Annotated in this window: 9 protein-coding genes; 1 reads left to right on the forward strand and 8 read right to left on the reverse strand. The window is 71.2% G+C overall.

Going from position 1 to position 14,675, the window contains the following annotated elements:
* Positions 1–38 precede the first annotated feature (38 nt).
* The 8 genes from ACZ4VA_RS07675 to eccD all read right to left on the reverse strand — a co-directional run bounded on the left by ACZ4VA_RS07675 (position 39) and on the right by eccD (position 9,869).
* Positions 39–416 carry a hypothetical protein gene (locus ACZ4VA_RS07675; protein WP_355783182.1) on the reverse strand — a complete coding sequence of 126 codons (378 nt, stop codon included), beginning with the start codon at positions 414–416 and terminating at the stop codon, positions 39–41.
* A 2-nt stretch (positions 417–418) separates the two neighbouring features.
* The gene (locus ACZ4VA_RS07680) at positions 419–874 is read right to left on the reverse strand and encodes a YbaB/EbfC family nucleoid-associated protein (protein ID WP_356168174.1); all 456 of its coding nucleotides are present in this window, start codon (positions 872–874) and stop codon (positions 419–421) included.
* A 259-nt stretch (positions 875–1,133) separates the two neighbouring features.
* On the reverse strand, positions 1,134–4,748 hold the full coding sequence (locus tag ACZ4VA_RS07685; RefSeq protein ID WP_356239755.1) for an AAWKG family protein: 3,615 nt from the start codon (positions 4,746–4,748) through the stop codon (positions 1,134–1,136).
* A 129-nt stretch (positions 4,749–4,877) separates the two neighbouring features.
* The gene (locus ACZ4VA_RS07690) at positions 4,878–5,339 is read right to left on the reverse strand and encodes a type VII secretion system-associated protein (RefSeq protein ID WP_355791817.1); all 462 of its coding nucleotides are present in this window, start codon (positions 5,337–5,339) and stop codon (positions 4,878–4,880) included.
* A gap of 245 nt (positions 5,340–5,584) precedes the next feature.
* The gene (locus tag ACZ4VA_RS07695; RefSeq protein WP_356168180.1) at positions 5,585–5,893 is read right to left on the reverse strand and encodes a WXG100 family type VII secretion target; all 309 of its coding nucleotides are present in this window, start codon (positions 5,891–5,893) and stop codon (positions 5,585–5,587) included.
* An 85-nt stretch (positions 5,894–5,978) separates the two neighbouring features.
* Entirely contained in the window at positions 5,979–6,314 is a 336-nt protein-coding gene (locus ACZ4VA_RS07700; RefSeq protein WP_121409269.1) for a hypothetical protein, read from the reverse strand.
* A 503-nt stretch (positions 6,315–6,817) separates the two neighbouring features.
* Complete coding sequence (gene eccB, locus ACZ4VA_RS07705) at positions 6,818–8,416, reverse strand: type VII secretion protein EccB (protein ID WP_468080289.1); 1,599 nt, start codon at positions 8,414–8,416, stop codon at positions 6,818–6,820.
* A gap of 46 nt (positions 8,417–8,462) precedes the next feature.
* Positions 8,463–9,869 carry a type VII secretion integral membrane protein EccD gene (gene eccD, locus ACZ4VA_RS07710; RefSeq protein WP_388905053.1) on the reverse strand — a complete coding sequence of 469 codons (1,407 nt, stop codon included), beginning with the start codon at positions 9,867–9,869 and terminating at the stop codon, positions 8,463–8,465.
* 463 nt (positions 9,870–10,332) lie between these two features.
* On the opposite strand from eccD, the gene eccCa reads away from it, so the two are divergent.
* Entirely contained in the window at positions 10,333–14,358 is a 4,026-nt protein-coding gene (gene eccCa, locus ACZ4VA_RS07715) for a type VII secretion protein EccCa (protein WP_468080291.1), read from the forward strand.
* The last annotated feature ends 317 nt before the right edge of the window (positions 14,359–14,675 follow it).

The following is a 14,675-nucleotide window of genomic DNA, read 5'->3' on the forward strand; positions in this document are numbered from 1 at the left end:
CTCCCGGCGTGGTGCGGGAGCGGCCGACGGCGGTCGGGTCAGCGGCGGCCATGCCCGCCCGGGCCGCCGTTGCCGTCCAGACCGTGGGTGTCGAGCTCCCGGTTGTTCTGCTCGATCGCCTCGATGTTGCCGTCACGGGTGGTCTTCATCAGCCGGACCTGGCTGAGCGTGGCGTCGGTGATGCCCACCAGGGCGTCACGGATGGACATCATGGTGTCCTTGGTGGTCTGCCGCTCCTTCTGCTCCTGCGGCTTGGCCTTCTCGGCGAACTCCCCCTCGTTGCCGGGCCACTTGACGGTAGGGGCCAGTTCGTCGAGGAACTCCTCCGTCATGCTCCTGGCCAGCGTGCCGATCTCCTCCAGCTGACCTGCCAGCGCCTCGATGCGCTGCGGGTCCACGTAGTAGCGCTGCCCCATCGTCAGTCCTCCCCGTCCTCGCCGAGCGCGTCCCGCCAGGCGGGGGTGGCCTCGCCGCCGCGCACCGTGTCCTCGTCGTCCTCGCGCAGGACCTCGGGACCGAAGATCCGCTCCCAGTCCACCTCGAAGCCCTTGAGTTCCGGCACGTCGCTGCTGGGCTCGGTGAAGGGCGCCATCGCCTTCATCACATGCCGGTTCATCTTCACGCGTGCCGCGTTCGCCGCTTCCAGGACGCTGGCCGCCAGTTCCTGAGGGGACATGTCCCGGTACTTGTTCTCCAGGAACTCGATCCCGGTGAGCTCTCCTTGGGGGCCCACCCTGGCACGGACCGCGCGGTCGGAGGAGAGCACCGCGAACGACGCCTGCCGCAGCTCGCGTTCGGTGCGCGCGACCGCCTCCTGGGCGGCCTGGAGTTCGGCCATCGCCTTCTCCAGGCGCTTCTCCAGCGGTTCCGTCACGCCCGCTCCGCCCTTCCTGCTCGTTCTGTGTGCATGCCCGCCCGTCGACCGGTGCGGGCGCCCGGAGGTCCGGTCCGTACGACCCGCCGTGCGAACGGCGCGTCCGCCCGCAGGCTCCCCGCGTCCGCCTCGTGTGCCGGCTCCGGTTCCGGGTTCTTCAACTGCCGTACTGATCCTGCCTGGTGAGGGCACGTCCGGGGAAGCCGGGACCGGGTGGGATTCGTCTCCCCGATCCGGTCGTGCCCTGTCCGCACGCCGGTCACCGGCCGATGACGGCAGGAGTGCCGCCCTCCTCGGTGCCCCACACGTCCTCGTCCTCCTCCAGGTAGTCGGCGGAGGAGGTGGACCTGCGTCCCGGCTGTGCCTCCTCCTCGGTGGAGTCGCCGCCGGTGGTGCTGACCCGGGACGGGGCGAGGAAGGTGTCGTTGTCCTCCTGGCGGTTCCACGGGCTGCGCCGGCGGCGGTTGCGGCGTTCGCTCTCCTCGGCCGCGTCGACCAGGACGGCGCGCACCCGCTCGCCGTTGCCCTTGTCGCCGCCCGCGCCCATGCCGCCCATGCCTCCGCCCATCGGCATACCGGGGCTGCCCGGCGTACCCGGGGCGCCCGGTACGCCGGACGCCGGGGAGGCGGCGCCGAGCGATGCGGCCGTCCCCTCCGAGAGAGGGGTGCCGCCGGACGCGCCGAAGAGGTCCGAGGACAGCGAGTCCCCGCCCGAGAGGCCGCCGCCCGAGGCCCCGCCGCCCACGCCGCCGCCGAGGCCGAGTTCGGAGAGCGGTACGTCGCGCGAGGTGGTCCCGCCGCCCGTGTTCAGGCCGCCGAGACCGTCGAGGATGTGCGAGCTGTCGCGACCGGACGGCGAGTTGAGGTCGTGCAGGTCCACCCGCTCGGTGTGGCCCTGCGGGTCGGTGACCGTGGCGATGCCCGTGTCGGGGTCGATGACCTGCTTGCTGCCGTCCGGGAAGGTGGTGGTCAGCTGGCCGTTGTCCAGGAGGGTGGTGGAACCGTCCGGGTTGGTCACCCTCGCCCCGTGGGTGAGGTCGGTGGTCGTGGTGGTGCCGTCCGCGTCGGTGGTGGTGAGCATCCCGTTGTCCGGGTCGAAGGAGGTGCTGCTGCCGTCCGCGAAGGTGGTGGTGAAGTCACCGCTGTCGTCGAGTGCCGTGTGACCGCCGGTCGGGGTCTCCAGGCCGGACTGGCCGCCGTTGATGTCCCCGAGGTCACCGATCGTCTCGGTGGTCACGTCCGAGCCGAGGTCGCCCAGGTCGCCGAGACCGTTCAGGTCGTTCAGATCACCGAGGCTGCTCTGGCTGTTGAGGTCGCCGAGGTTGCCCAGGTTCTCGGTGGTGGTCCTGCCGTCCGGGTCGGTGGTGACCGCCTGGCCCGTCGAGGGGTCGACGGTCTGCGTGGTGCCGTCCGGGAACGTCGTCGTCAGCTTGCCGTCGTCACCGAGCGACGTCACCGAACCGTCCGGGTTCGTCACCTTCAGACCGTCACCCAGATCCTGCGTGGTCACCGTCCCGTCCGGCGAGGTGGTGGTCAGCAGCCCGCTGTCCGGGTCGAACGACGTGGTGCTGCCGTCCGGGAAGTCGGTGGTCAGGTCACCCGCGTTGTTCAGCTGGGTGTCGGCACCGGTCGGGCCCTGGAGCACACCGTCGCCGTTGAGGCTGCCGTTGAGGTCGGTGAGGCTGCCCAGGTCGGTCGTGGTGGTGCTGCCGTCCGGGTCGGTGGTGACCGCCTGCCCCGTCGAGGGGTCCACCGTCTGCGTGGTGCCGTCCGGGAACGTCGTCGTCAGCTTGCCGTCGTCACCGAGCGACGTCACCGAACCGTCCGGGTTCGTCACCTTCAGACCGTCACCCAGATCCTGCGTGGTCACCGTCCCGTCCGGCGAGGTGGTGGTGAGCACCCCGCTGTCCGGGTCGAAGGAGGTGCTGCTGCCGTCCGGGAAGTCGGTGGTGAGCTTGCCTCCGTCGGCCTGGGTGTTCGCGCCGGTCGGCGTCTTGAGGGAGCCGCCACCGGCGTTCAGCCCGCCGAGGTTGCCGAGGCTCTGGGTGACCGGGCCCAGGTCGGTCTGGCCCTGTCCGGCGCCGTTGATGTCGCCGAGGTCGCCCTGGGACTCGGTGACCGGGTTGTTCTGGTTCAGCAGGTCGTCGAGGCCGTCGAGGTTCTGCTCGGTGACGGCGTTCGGGTCGTTGATGCCGCCGAGGCTCTCCTTGACCTCCTTGGCCTGCTCCTCGGCCTCGCGCCTGGCCTCCTCCTGCTCCTTCTTCTGCTCCTCGCGGAGTTCGTCCTGGTACTTCTTGTCCTCGTCGCGCTGCTGGTTCTGCTCGTTGCGCAGGTCCTCCTGGAGGCGCTTGGCCTCGTCCTGCTCCTTCTTCTGCTCCTCGCGGAGTTCGTCCTGGTACTTCTTGTCCTCGTCGCGCTGCCGGTTCTGTTCCTCCCGCAGCTCGTCCTGGTACTTCTTGTCCTCCTCCCGCTGCCGGTTCTGCTCGGCGCGGAGTTCGTCCTGGTACTTCTTGTCCTCCTCGCGCTGTCGGTTCTGCTCCTCCCGCAGCTCGTCCTGGTACTTCTTGTTCTCCTCGTTCTGCTTCCTGATCTCGTCCTGTTCCTCCTTGAGCTTCTTGTCCTTGTACTCCTCCGAGGCCGTGCTGGTCGACTTCGGTTTGGGCACGTTGTCCGAGAAGGTCTCGCCGAGTTCGAGGAAGTGGTTGTTCAGGGCCGACTGCACCTGGGCGGCGGGCTTGCCGAGGTACTCGTCGACGCCCTGGGTCCAGATCTTGACCGCCTTGTCGCCGACCTTCGCCCAGTTGGCGATGTCCGTCAGGTCGCCGTACTCCGGGTGCACCTGCGAGAAACCGCCCTGCGGGCTGTGCCGGACGGTCGTGGTGTAGCGGTTGGTCGTCGACGTGATGTCAGTCTTGGCGACGTTGTTGGCGTCCACCCACTGGGCGAGGTCGTCCAGGACGTACCGCAGGACCTGATGCGGGTCGTAGTACGAGGACTTGGCCCAGGCCAGCCACGCGTCCAGCAGTTTGGTGGCCGAGTCCTGGAGGTACTTGCGGCCGAGCGACAGCGCACGCGAGTACACGGTGTTGCCGGTGCCGGTCTCCTCGCCGGTGCCGGCGGAGGAGTCGAAGGTCTCGATGTAACTGTCGTAGTTCTCGCGGATCTTCTTCAGCAGGCTCCGGAAGACCTCCGCCGCCTCGCCCTTCCAGCTGGCGTCGTCCTTGCCGAACCGGTCCTCCCAGTCCTTGAGGACGACCGCGTGGTCCCGGAAGAACTTGGCGGCGTAGTCGAAGGACTCGCCCGTCGTGTTGAAGGAGTTCAGGTCCACCGCGTCGCTGCCGCCCACGCTCAGGTTGCTGAACCGGGCGTTCTGGGTGCCGCCCTTCAGCAGTTCGAGGAGCGCCGTCCGCGGCCCGTTCATGTACCGGGCGAGCGGGATCGTGGACATCTTGTCCTTGTTGTAGTCCGTGAACTCGTTGCCCTCACGGACCTGGGCGTCGTTGACGTTGTCCGAGCCCGGCCCGGCGAAGATGATCTCCTCGCCCGCCTTCACGCGGCCCTCGAAGACGATCCGGGCCTGCATGATCGACCGCTTCTTGCCGCTGTCGAAGAACCAGATGTCGTAGTCCTCGCCCTTGTTCGTCAGGAAGCCGGAGTCCTTGACGAGCAGGCTGAGACTGCGCTCCTTGATGTCCATCCGGAAGAGCTTGCCGCCGTGGTCGGAGCGCAGGGTGTCGAAGACGGTGTTGCGGTCCGGCACGGGATAGCCCGTGATGTGCGTGACCAGGGTGGCCCAGGTGTCGCTCGACGGGTCGCCGGCGTTGTCGAACTTGTCGAGGTTGGCGACGGAGTTGGGATCGTACCGATCGGCCACCGGGCGCCCTTTCTGGTCGGTTGTCGTACGGGCCGACACAGCGCGTCTTCGTACGGCTGCGCGGGCGTGTGTCTCTTACGGGGATCGCGCGCCGGCCGGCGTCGGTGTGCCGCCGGGGTGCGCGCGGGGTCAGTCCTCTTCCTCCGGGCTGCCGGCGGTGAGCGTGTCGACCTCTTCGAAGGTCTGCAGCAGCGTCTGCGCGTCAATCGCCCCGAGGTTCTTGTCCTTGGTCTTGTTGGCTTCCTCGATGGTGTCCGTGAGCGCTTCCTTCAGCTCCTTGAACAGGTCCATCTGGTCGCCGAGCAGCTTGTCGATGGCCTCGGCCGCGGTGCGGACGCCCTCGACCAGCTTCGGACCCGAGACCAGCGGGTCGGTGACCATCTTGCCGATGCGCAGGAGCTGTTTGTCCTGCGCGAGGTTGTCCGGGGTGGTGTGTCCGTCGACGAGGTGGCCGAGCGGGCGGATGCTGGCGCCGTCGCCCTCCTCCCGGTGCTTCTTCGCGGCGGTGTAGACCGGCTGTACCTCGTTGTCCCGGAAGTTCTCCATCTGCTTGAGGTCGAAATGCTTGACGTCGGCCTTGTCACCGGCCATGGGACGATCTCCTGCTGCTAGATGCCGGACGGGGGTACGGGACGGCCCGGGCGGGGAAGGCCCGGCGCTGGGCCGCGGAGGCCCGCACGGGCCCGGCCGCGGCCCATCGCACGGGGGCCGCCTCGGACCGCCCGCATGACGTCGCCGTGCGGGCGGTCCCGGCGTTCCCCGTCGCACGCACGCGACGCCGGGGCCGCGCCCTCAGGACGGAAGGGCGGCCACGGGCGGGCCCGGGGGCCGTGGGCTCAACGGGCGCGTACGTTGCCCCAGTTGTCGGCGCTCCTGCGCTCGTCACGGGAGTGGTTGTCGTGGATGGTGCGGATCAGCTCGCCGTTGTCACCGAGAAGCCGGGCCATGTTCTTGGTGGCGTTGTCCCACTCCGCCTGGACCACGCGGTACTGCTCCTGGTCCGCGCCCTCCCAGGTGCTGACGAGCGGCTTGAGCTCGTCCTCCAGGTTGTTGAGGGTGTTGATGATGACCTGGGTCTGGTCCATCAGTTCCTCGATGGCCTGCTGGACCTTGGGGTACTGCACGTCGATGATGCCGTCGGCCATGACGTCTCCTCTCGAAGGCCGGGCGCGGGGCCCGGGAAGCTCACGAAGTCCGGCCGCACCTAAGGGGGCCGTTACCGCGGGTGGTTCAGCTCAGTGCTTCGAAGACGCCCTGGCTGGTCTTGCTGTTGAGAACCTCGGTCAGGTCCTGGTTCTCCTTCGCCAGGCGGTTGGCGGAGGTCACGTTCTCCTGGAGCGCGTCGATCATCGTGCTGATCTGGATGACGACCTTCTGCGCCTCGGCGTTCCAGCTGCGGAAGAGCTTCAGCAGGGCCTGGCCCTCGTCGCCGCCGACGCCGGAACGCGCGGCGATCTCGGCGACGTTGTTCTGCGTTTTCTCGACCTGGTCGCGGGCCGTCTCCAGGGAGGAGACGCCCCCCAAGCCCTTGGCATAGTCCGCTTTCCTCGCGGCGCTGTCCGCCATGTCACGCTCCCTTCGTTCAGGCGCGTCTCAACGCACCGTTGCCTGCTGAGGCTAAAGAGAAAACAGGGTTCCGCGCAATGCGTGCAGGAAGATGTGAGCAAGAGCCGGTCCGCCGGAATTCGCTTGCATGGCAACGGAGTTGTGCGAGCGTTGCAGCCGGATGAACAGGTGGGCGCGATCGCCGGGAGAAGCCGGACGCGAACTGCCCGCGCCGACTCGCGAAGCGGGCAGAAAGCGGGCACACGAAGGGACCGAACGGTCACGGGGAAGGCCCGACCCGGCTTTGTGCGCGCATCCGCGGGAATCCAGGGACGCGTACACCGGCCGAATAATTTGAGCTTCTTCTGAGCTTTCTCCGGGTGACCGGCATCGTGAGGCACGACGGCACTGGCGAATTCACGCCATTCGGCGCCGATTTCGGCCTGACTTTTTTCCTTCGCCGGCCCCCGACCGGCCCCTTTCCGTGACCCGTATGCGTTTCTTGCCGGAATCGGTGCGCGGTGTCAGTTCGGTGAGCCGGTGTCCGCCGGGACCGCATTGCTCGCCTCGCCCGCCTTGTCCGCCTCCTCACTCTTCCCCGCCTTCTTCGAGCGGCCGGCGTCGCCGCACTCCGGAGCCGTGACCCTGGGCTCCATGGCGCCGGAGGCGGCGGCCGGGTCGAGGTCCGCGCCGGTGGGGAAGGCCGCGAGCAGCGGGGCCGGGACCGAGGCGATGTCCGAGGCCTCGTACCCGAGCGCCGCCAGCGACTCCTTGGCGGACACCCGGTACTTCACGCCGTTCTCCGCCACCAGGTAGGTGGTGGAGCCGTGCGCCGCGCCGCTCGCGTGCAGCGCCCGCACCAGGGCGCCGTGCCCGGGCCGTACGACCGTGGCGTCCGTCGGGACACAGGCCGGTTCGAGCGGCTGGGAGGTGCCCTGCGACACCGCGACGGGGGCGAGCCGGTCCAGCGGGACCAGCACCGACCTGATCCGTACGCCGCCGTTGTCGCCGTCGACCTGTGCGCAGAGGGCCGTGCCGCGCTCCGCGGACTGCGGGAGGGGCGGCGCGTCCGGCAGTTCCGCGGATGCGGCGTCGCCGGAGTCCTTCGCCCGGTGTTCGCGCAGCGCGTCCGCGCCGAGCGTACGCACCTCGGGCGACCGTCCCTCGTAGGCGTCCTTCTGGGTGGCCGGGTCGCCGAGGACGAGGGCGGCGCCGAGCCGGGTCAGCGGCACCAGGCCGTCCTTGCGCAGCAGGTGGTAGGTGCTGTCGCCGCCGGGCACGCTGATCTTGAACAGCTGGCCGATCCTGCTGGCCTCTCCTCCGAGGACGGGGCCCTCCTCACCGCGTCCCGGTACCGCCGGCGGCTTCAGGACGGGGCCGGGGGCCAGCGCGTCGAGGAAGGCCGCCGAGACCGGCATCGGCTCGCGGGAGCCGTAGCCGAGGGCGTTGCGGGCGTCGGAGTCGCGGTCCAGCGGCAGTCGGCTTCCGCGCCACACCAGGTACTCCGTGCCGCCCGGCCCGCTCACCAGCACACCGCGGTCGCGGCCGATGGCGCGGGAGTCCAGGGACGTACCGGCCGCCACGGTGGTCGCGCCCGGCTTGCCCACTCCGCCAGTCGTCACGGCACCCGAGGTGTCGGGCAGGGCCCCGTCCGGTCCGGTGACGCACATGTGCCAGGGGCCGTCGTCGAGTTGGCCTGGCTCGGGCACGACGTCCGGGGCGCCGGGGATGCCGACCGAGGCGCCCACCGGGACGCCCTGCAGCGAGGGGGTGCGTACGTCGGCGGTCGCGAGGTCGGAGCCGCCGATCAGCTTCGCGGAGGCGTAGTTGCGCACCGGGTGCAGTACGCCGTCGGTGCCCGTCCACAGGTACCGGGCGCCGGTGTCGCGGTTGACCACCAGGTGCTCGCCGTCACGCCAGCCGTCGTTCCCACCGGGGCGCAGCAGGCCGTAGACGGTGGCGCCCGCGCCGATCAGGACGGTGACCAGGACCCCGAAGACCACGCCGCGGGTGGTGCGCCCGAGCGGACTCTCCGGGGCGTCCGGGTCGGCCATGAGCAGGCTCGAACTGAGCCTGCCCATCATGAACGTGTGGGCGTGTACCTGGTCTCTCTTGGACTGCACGGCCTCTCCTCAACTCCTTGTCGTGCCGCGGCGTACGAGGGTGCGCTCAGCCGAACAGGCCGCGCAGCCAGCCGAAGAGCCCGGCCGCCCACAGCGCGAGCGGCAGCAGCGCCACCGCGAGGCCGGTGTGGGCCAGTTCGGCCGCGCGGCCCCAGTACGGCAGCATCCGGCGGCCGGGCACCGTCCAGGCGGCGATCACGAGGGCGGCCGCGGCGGCGAGCAGCACCGCGAAGACCACCGCGCGTCCGTCGCCGTCGTGGTCCGCCGCCCAGGCGCGGGCGAGCAGCAGCAGCCCCCAGACGCCGGGCACCGCGAGGGTCAGCCGCTGGCCGATGTGCACGAGCCCGCGGGAGTGCAGGAGCAGCAGCAGGCTCAGTCCGAGCGCGGTCAGCACCTCGGGCAGGTTCGGCCGCTCGGTCAGGACGGCCAGGGCGGCCGCGGCGATGACGCCGGTGGCGGCGAAGAGCGCGGTGACCCAGCGTCCGGCCAGTTCGGTGCGCTCGGCGACCTCGTCGCCCGCGTAGGGCTCGATGCCCTCCTGGAGCTGCGCGGCGGAGGACGGCAGGGAGGGCAGCCGCATGCCGGCCAGTTTGAAGGCGAAGGGTGCCACCGCTCCGGCGGCGAGCGCGACCACGGTAGCCACCAGGGCCGCCGAGGCGGGCACGCTCAGGCCGGAGTACCCGATCAGGGCGCCGGCGACGGCGGTCGCCACCGAGACCACCGCGGTGGCGAAGAGGGCCGGGGCGCCGACGGCCGTGGCGGCGAGCGCGAGGACCGCGCCGCCCGCGCCGGCCGCGCCCGCGGCGAGCAGCCGCGCGCCCGCGACCTGGGCGGCGTCCGGGCCGGTCAGGTCGCCGCCGGGCAGCAGCCAGCCGGCGAGGGCCAGGCAGGGCGCGACCAGCAGGGCGAGCGCGGTGGCGGACAGGCGGTCACCGACGGCGCGGCTGGCCGAGCCGGCGCCCGCGAGCAGCAGCAGCCCGGTGACGGCCGCGAAGGCGACCTGGAGTCGGCCGGAGCCGGTCGCCCCGGGCCAGAGCACCAGGGCGAGCGCGGCGGCGACGGTGGCCACCGCCGTGCCGACCAGGAGTCCGCGGGCCGCTCCGGGGTGCCAGGTGTGCAGCTTGCGGCCCGCGGTGTCGGCTATCCCGTCGACCAGGTCGTCGAGCCGCGCCTCGGGCAGCGCCTCGGTGTGCGGGCGCAGGTAGAGCACGGCGCCGTCGGAGAGCCCGGCACGGGTGAGGGTGGTCTCCTCGTCGAGCGGGGCGTCGCCGAGCTGCTGGAGCACCCAGCCGGCGTGGTCGAGGCCCGCCTCCTCGGCCTCCTCGCCGACGTAGCGCAGCAGTGTGGGCAGGAGATCGGCGACCGGCACGTCGGCGGGTACGGCCAGATCGACGGAGACGCTCGGCGCACGTACGGTCAGGCGGCACAGTTCGGCCACAGCGCTGTCGGTCATCAGCTGAACTCTCGTCTTCCGTGGGGGCTTTGGCACGAGGACTTCCCCGGGAGGGGGCACCTGCGAAGAGTACGGAAGGCCGGCGCGGGGGCGAACGGGGGGTACGAAACAGCAGAGTTGTGTCCGCGCCGCCGGCGACCGTCTCTCCCGCATGGACAGATGGACAGGCCGCGTTCCGTGAATGCAGACTACTGCCTGCGCCCGCCGGATCGAGCTGCGGACCGGACTCGATGTCCGGTATGGAGTTGTCCTTCACGGGAGTTGACCGTCGCCGCCATCAGCTCGAAACATTCACCCCGGCGTTCACCGCATGACGCGCGGTCCGGAGAATGAGCCCGGTACGGTCTTTCCCGCTGCCGGGTGCGCCGGTATTCGGCGCGGGCCGGAAAGCCAGTGAAACCGGAGGTTTCGTTCCTTGAGTGTGGTGCTGTTTCGCCGGCCGGCCCGTAGACGCGGACCGGAGATGCCCGAGGGCCAATTGACCCTTCAGGAGCCACCGGTCCTCGCCGAGACGGTGCCCGACACCTCGGCGATATGGACCTATTTGCCGATGGCGCTCATGTCGGTGTCGATGATGCTGATGTTCCTGCGCCCCGGCGGCGGGAACGGCGTCTTCATGTATCTGGCGATGGGTGTCATGGCGCTCTCCGCCGGTGCGATGCTGCTGGGGCAGCTGATGCGCCGCTCCAGCGAGCGCAAGCAGCGGCTGAAGGGCGAGCGCCGCGACTACCTCCGCTACCTGGCGCAGACCCGCCAGCGGGTCCGGTCCACCATCGTGGAGCAGCAGCGGGCGCTCGCCTGGCGCCACCCGGACCCCGCCTCGCTGCGCTCCCTGGCCCGCACCTCGCGGCTGTGGGAGCGCCGCCCGACCGACGAGGACTTCGGCGAGGCCCGGCTCGCGGTCGGTGAACAGCAGCTCGCGCTCACCCTGCAGCCGATCTCCACCCGCCCGGTCGAGGACCTCGAACCGCTGTGCGCGCACGCCCTGCGCCGCTTCATCCGCGCCTACTCCACCGTCCCGGACCAGCCGCTCGGCCTGTACCTGCGGTCGTCCGCGCGGATCCTGCTGCGCCCCGAGGACACCACCACGCAGGCGTCCGCCGAGCCGGGCGTCGCGCCGAACGCGAACCCGGGCGAGGCCAGGACCGCGGGCGGCGCCCCGGCTCAGGACCCGGCCGACGCCGTACGTTCCCTCGTACGCGCCGCGCTCGCCCAGCTCGCGGTGTTCCACGCGCCCGAGGAGCTGTGGCTCGCGATCTGCGTCAGCGACGAGCGCCGCCCCGACTGGGAGTGGGTCAAGTGGCTGCCGCACGCGCTGCATCCGCAGGAGGAGGACGGCGCCGGCCAGGTCCGCCGGATCACCGCCGACCTGACCGAGCTGGACGACCTGCTCGGCGCCGAGTTCGCCGAGCGCCCGGGTTTCGACCCGGACGGCCGCCCCGGACGTGACGAGCCCTTCACCGTCGTCGTCCTGGACGGCGTCACCGTGCCCGAGGGTCATCGCTGGGAGGGGCACGGCTACCGCAACGCCGTCGTCCTCGACGTGTCCGGCGCGCTGCGCTGGCGGCCCGGACGCAACACGCTGCGGCTGACCGTCGGTCCCCAGCGGGTGAACCTGGTGCGCACCGACCGCAGCCGCAAGGAGCGCTCCGTGCCGCTCGGGCGCCCCGACCGGCTCGGCCCGCTCGGCGCCGAGTCGCTGGCCCGGCTGCTCACCTCGCGCCGGATCAGCCTGGGCACCGACATCGCGCAGCCGCTGGACGCCGACGTCGAACTGACCACGCTGCTCGGCATTCCCGACCTGCACCGGCACGACCCGGCCACGCTCTTCGCACGGCACACCGGAGCCGGGCGGCTGCGGGTCCCGGTGGCGGTCGGCGTGGACGGCCGCCCGGTGGAACTCGACATCAAGGAGTCCGCGCAGGGCGGCATGGGCCCGCATGGAATGCTCATCGGCGCCACCGGCTCCGGAAAGAGCGAGCTGCTGCGCACGCTCGTGCTCGGTCTCGCGCTGACCAACTCCTCCGAGACCCTGAACTTCGTCCTGGTCGACTTCAAGGGCGGCGCCACCTTCCTGGGCCTGGAGGAACTGCCGCACACCTCCGCCGTCATCACCAACCTCGCCGACGAGGTCGCTCTGGTGGAGCGCATGCAGGACGCTCTGCACGGTGAACTCATGCGCCGCCAGGAGCTGTTGCGGGCGGCGGGCAACTACACCTCCGCCCTGGAGTACGAGCGCGCCCGTGCCGCGGGGGCCGACCTGACCCCGCTGCCCAGCCTCTTCGTGGTCGTCGACGAGTTCAGCGAACTCCTCTCCACGCACCGGGAGTTCATGGACCTTTTCGTGATGATCGGCCGCCTCGGCCGCTCCCTCGGGGTGCACCTGCTGCTCGCCTCGCAGCGCCTGGACGAGGGCCGTATGCACCAGTTGGAGAGCCATCTCTCGTACCGCATCGGCCTGCGCACCTTCTCCGCCATGGAGAGCCGCGGCGTGCTCGGCGTTCCGGACGCCTACGAGCTCCCGGCGCAGCCCGGCAGCGGCTACCTGAAGTCCGGGGTGGAGTCGCTGACCCGGTTCCGTGCCGCCTACTCGTCGGGCACCTACCGCCGGCGCACCGGCGCGGTGGTGCAGGCCCGGGTGGCCAGTCAGGTGGTGCCGTGGACCAGCGGCTGGGTCGTACCGCGCACGCTGGAGTCGGCCCCCGAGCCGGAACCGGAGGGCGAGGAGGACGAGGAGACCCTGCTCGCCGTCGCCCTGGACCGGCTGCGCGACTCCGGTCCCGCCGCCCACCAGGTGTGGCTGCCGCCGCTGGACGAGCCGTCGCCGCTGGACGCCCTGCTGCCCGGCGGCCTCACCGTCGACCCCGAGCGCGGCCTGACCGCCGCCGGCTGGGGCGGCACCGGCAAGCTGCGCGTTCCGGTCGGCCTGGTCGACAAGCCCTTCGAGCAGCGCCGCGACCCGCTGGTCGTGGACCTGTCCGGGGCGGGCGGCCACGTCGCCATCGCGGGCGGTTCGCAGAGCGGCAAGTCCACGCTCGCCCGTACCCTCATCGGGGCGCTCGCCCTCACCCACACGCCCGCCGAGATCCAGTTCTACTGCCTCGACTTCGGCGGCGGCGGTCTCTCGCAGCTCGCCGCGCTGCCGCACGTCGGCGGGGTCGCGGCGCGGCTCAACCCGGAGCGGGTGCACCGCGCGGTGGCCGAGGTCATGACGCTGCTGGCCCGGCGCGAGCAGTTCTTCGTGGACCACACCATCGACTCGATGCAGTCCTACCGGCGCCGCCGGGCCGCCGGGGAGTTCCCCGACGAGCCGTTCGGCGACGTGTTCATGGTGGTCGACGGCTGGTCCACGGTCCGCCAGGACTACGACGACCTGATCCCGAAGTTCAACGAACTCGCGGCCCGCGGCCTCAACTACGGCATCCACCTGCTCATCACCACCACCCGCTGGGTGGAGCTGTCGGCGCAGGTCCGCGACCAGTCGGCCACCCGCCTCGAACTGCGGATGGGTGATCCGATGGACTCCGAGATCGACACCCGCAAGGCCCGTTCGGTGCCCCGCAGCGGCGGCCGCGGCATCACCTCCGACACCAAGATGCACTTCCTCGCCGGCCTGCCCAGGCTGGACGGCAGCGGTTCCCTCGACGACCTCGGCGAAGGAGTCGCCCACCTGGTCACCGAGGTCGCCCGGCACTGGCCCGGCGCACCGGCCCCGCAGGTCCGGATGCTGCCGCACCGGCTGCCCGCCGCCGAGCTGCCGGCGCCCGAGTCCACCGAGGGCGGCGGCATGCGCCTGGCACTGGGCATCGACCAGGACGCCCTGGAACCGGTCTGGCACGACTTCAGCCGCACCCCGCACCTGATCGTGGTCGGCGACACGGAGAGCGGCAAGACCAACCTGCTCCGGAACATCACGGCGGGCATCACCTCGCGCTACTCCCCCGCCGAGGCGAAGATCATCGTGGTGGACTACCGCCGCACACTGGTGGACACCGTGCCCGAGGAGTACCGCATCGGGCACGTCATCTCCCTGGACAACCTCAAGGAGACCATCGAGGGCGCCGCCCGGGCCATGAAGACGCGGGTCCCGGGGGCCGACATCGCGCCCAGCCGCATGCGCACGTGCGACTGGTGGACGGGACCGAGGCTGTTCATCCTGGTCGACGACTACGACATGGTCTCCGGCAGCTCGTTCCAGAGCCCCATGGAGCCCCTGTTCGAGTACCTGACGCTCGGTTTCGAGATGGGTCTGCACCTGGTCGTCGCCCGCAGCGCCATGGGTGCGGGACGCGGCCTCAGCGACGGCCTGATCCGCCGCCTCGACGAGGCCAACAACCCGGCCGTGCTGCTCTCCTGCCCGCCCACGGAGGGCCGCCTCTTCGGCAACGCGAAGCCCAGGAACCTCCCTCCGGGCCGTGCCCTGCACATCGCCCGCCGCCGCGCGAGGCTGATGCAGACGGCACTGGTCGCGGAGCCCGGCACCGACTGACGGGACTCGGGTACGACGGGAGCGGGGGCCGCCTCAGGCGGCCCCCGCTCCCGTTCGCGTGAACCTTGCGAGGACCGGGGTGACCGGCCCGCGGCCGTACGAGGGCGGCGCGCGGGACGTCCCGGCCTAGGGCCTGTCTGACAATTCCCGTCGTCGCCCGGAGGGCGGCCTCGCGGCGTCAGGTGCGTGCTCTGGGGGTCCCCCCGGCCGGAGGCTGGGGGAGTGCCGGGCGTAGAGCCTCGTACTGGACGTACTTGGGTCTGCGCCCGGTGCGGCGAGAGTGCGTGCATGGCGTCGCGAGGCAGACGGGAATTGTC

It is taken from the genome of Streptomyces sp. NPDC028308 (genome assembly GCF_055565855.1).

Bases quoted from the DNA above. Each gene is read 5' to 3' on its own strand.
- ACZ4VA_RS07675 (WP_355783182.1), bottom strand. From the start codon at position 416: ATGGGGCAGCGCTACTACGTGGACCCGCAGCGCATCGAGGCGCTGGCA.
- ACZ4VA_RS07690 (WP_355791817.1), bottom strand. From the start codon at position 5,339: ATGGCCGGTGACAAGGCCGACGTCAAGCATTTCGACCTCAAGCAGATG.
- ACZ4VA_RS07695 (WP_356168180.1), bottom strand. From the start codon at position 5,893: ATGGCCGACGGCATCATCGACGTGCAGTACCCCAAGGTCCAGCAGGCC.
- ACZ4VA_RS07700 (WP_121409269.1), bottom strand. From the start codon at position 6,314: ATGGCGGACAGCGCCGCGAGGAAAGCGGACTATGCCAAGGGCTTGGGG.
- eccD (WP_388905053.1), bottom strand. From the start codon at position 9,869: ATGACCGACAGCGCTGTGGCCGAACTGTGCCGCCTGACCGTACGTGCG.
- eccCa (WP_468080291.1), top strand. From the start codon at position 10,333: ATGCCCGAGGGCCAATTGACCCTTCAGGAGCCACCGGTCCTCGCCGAG.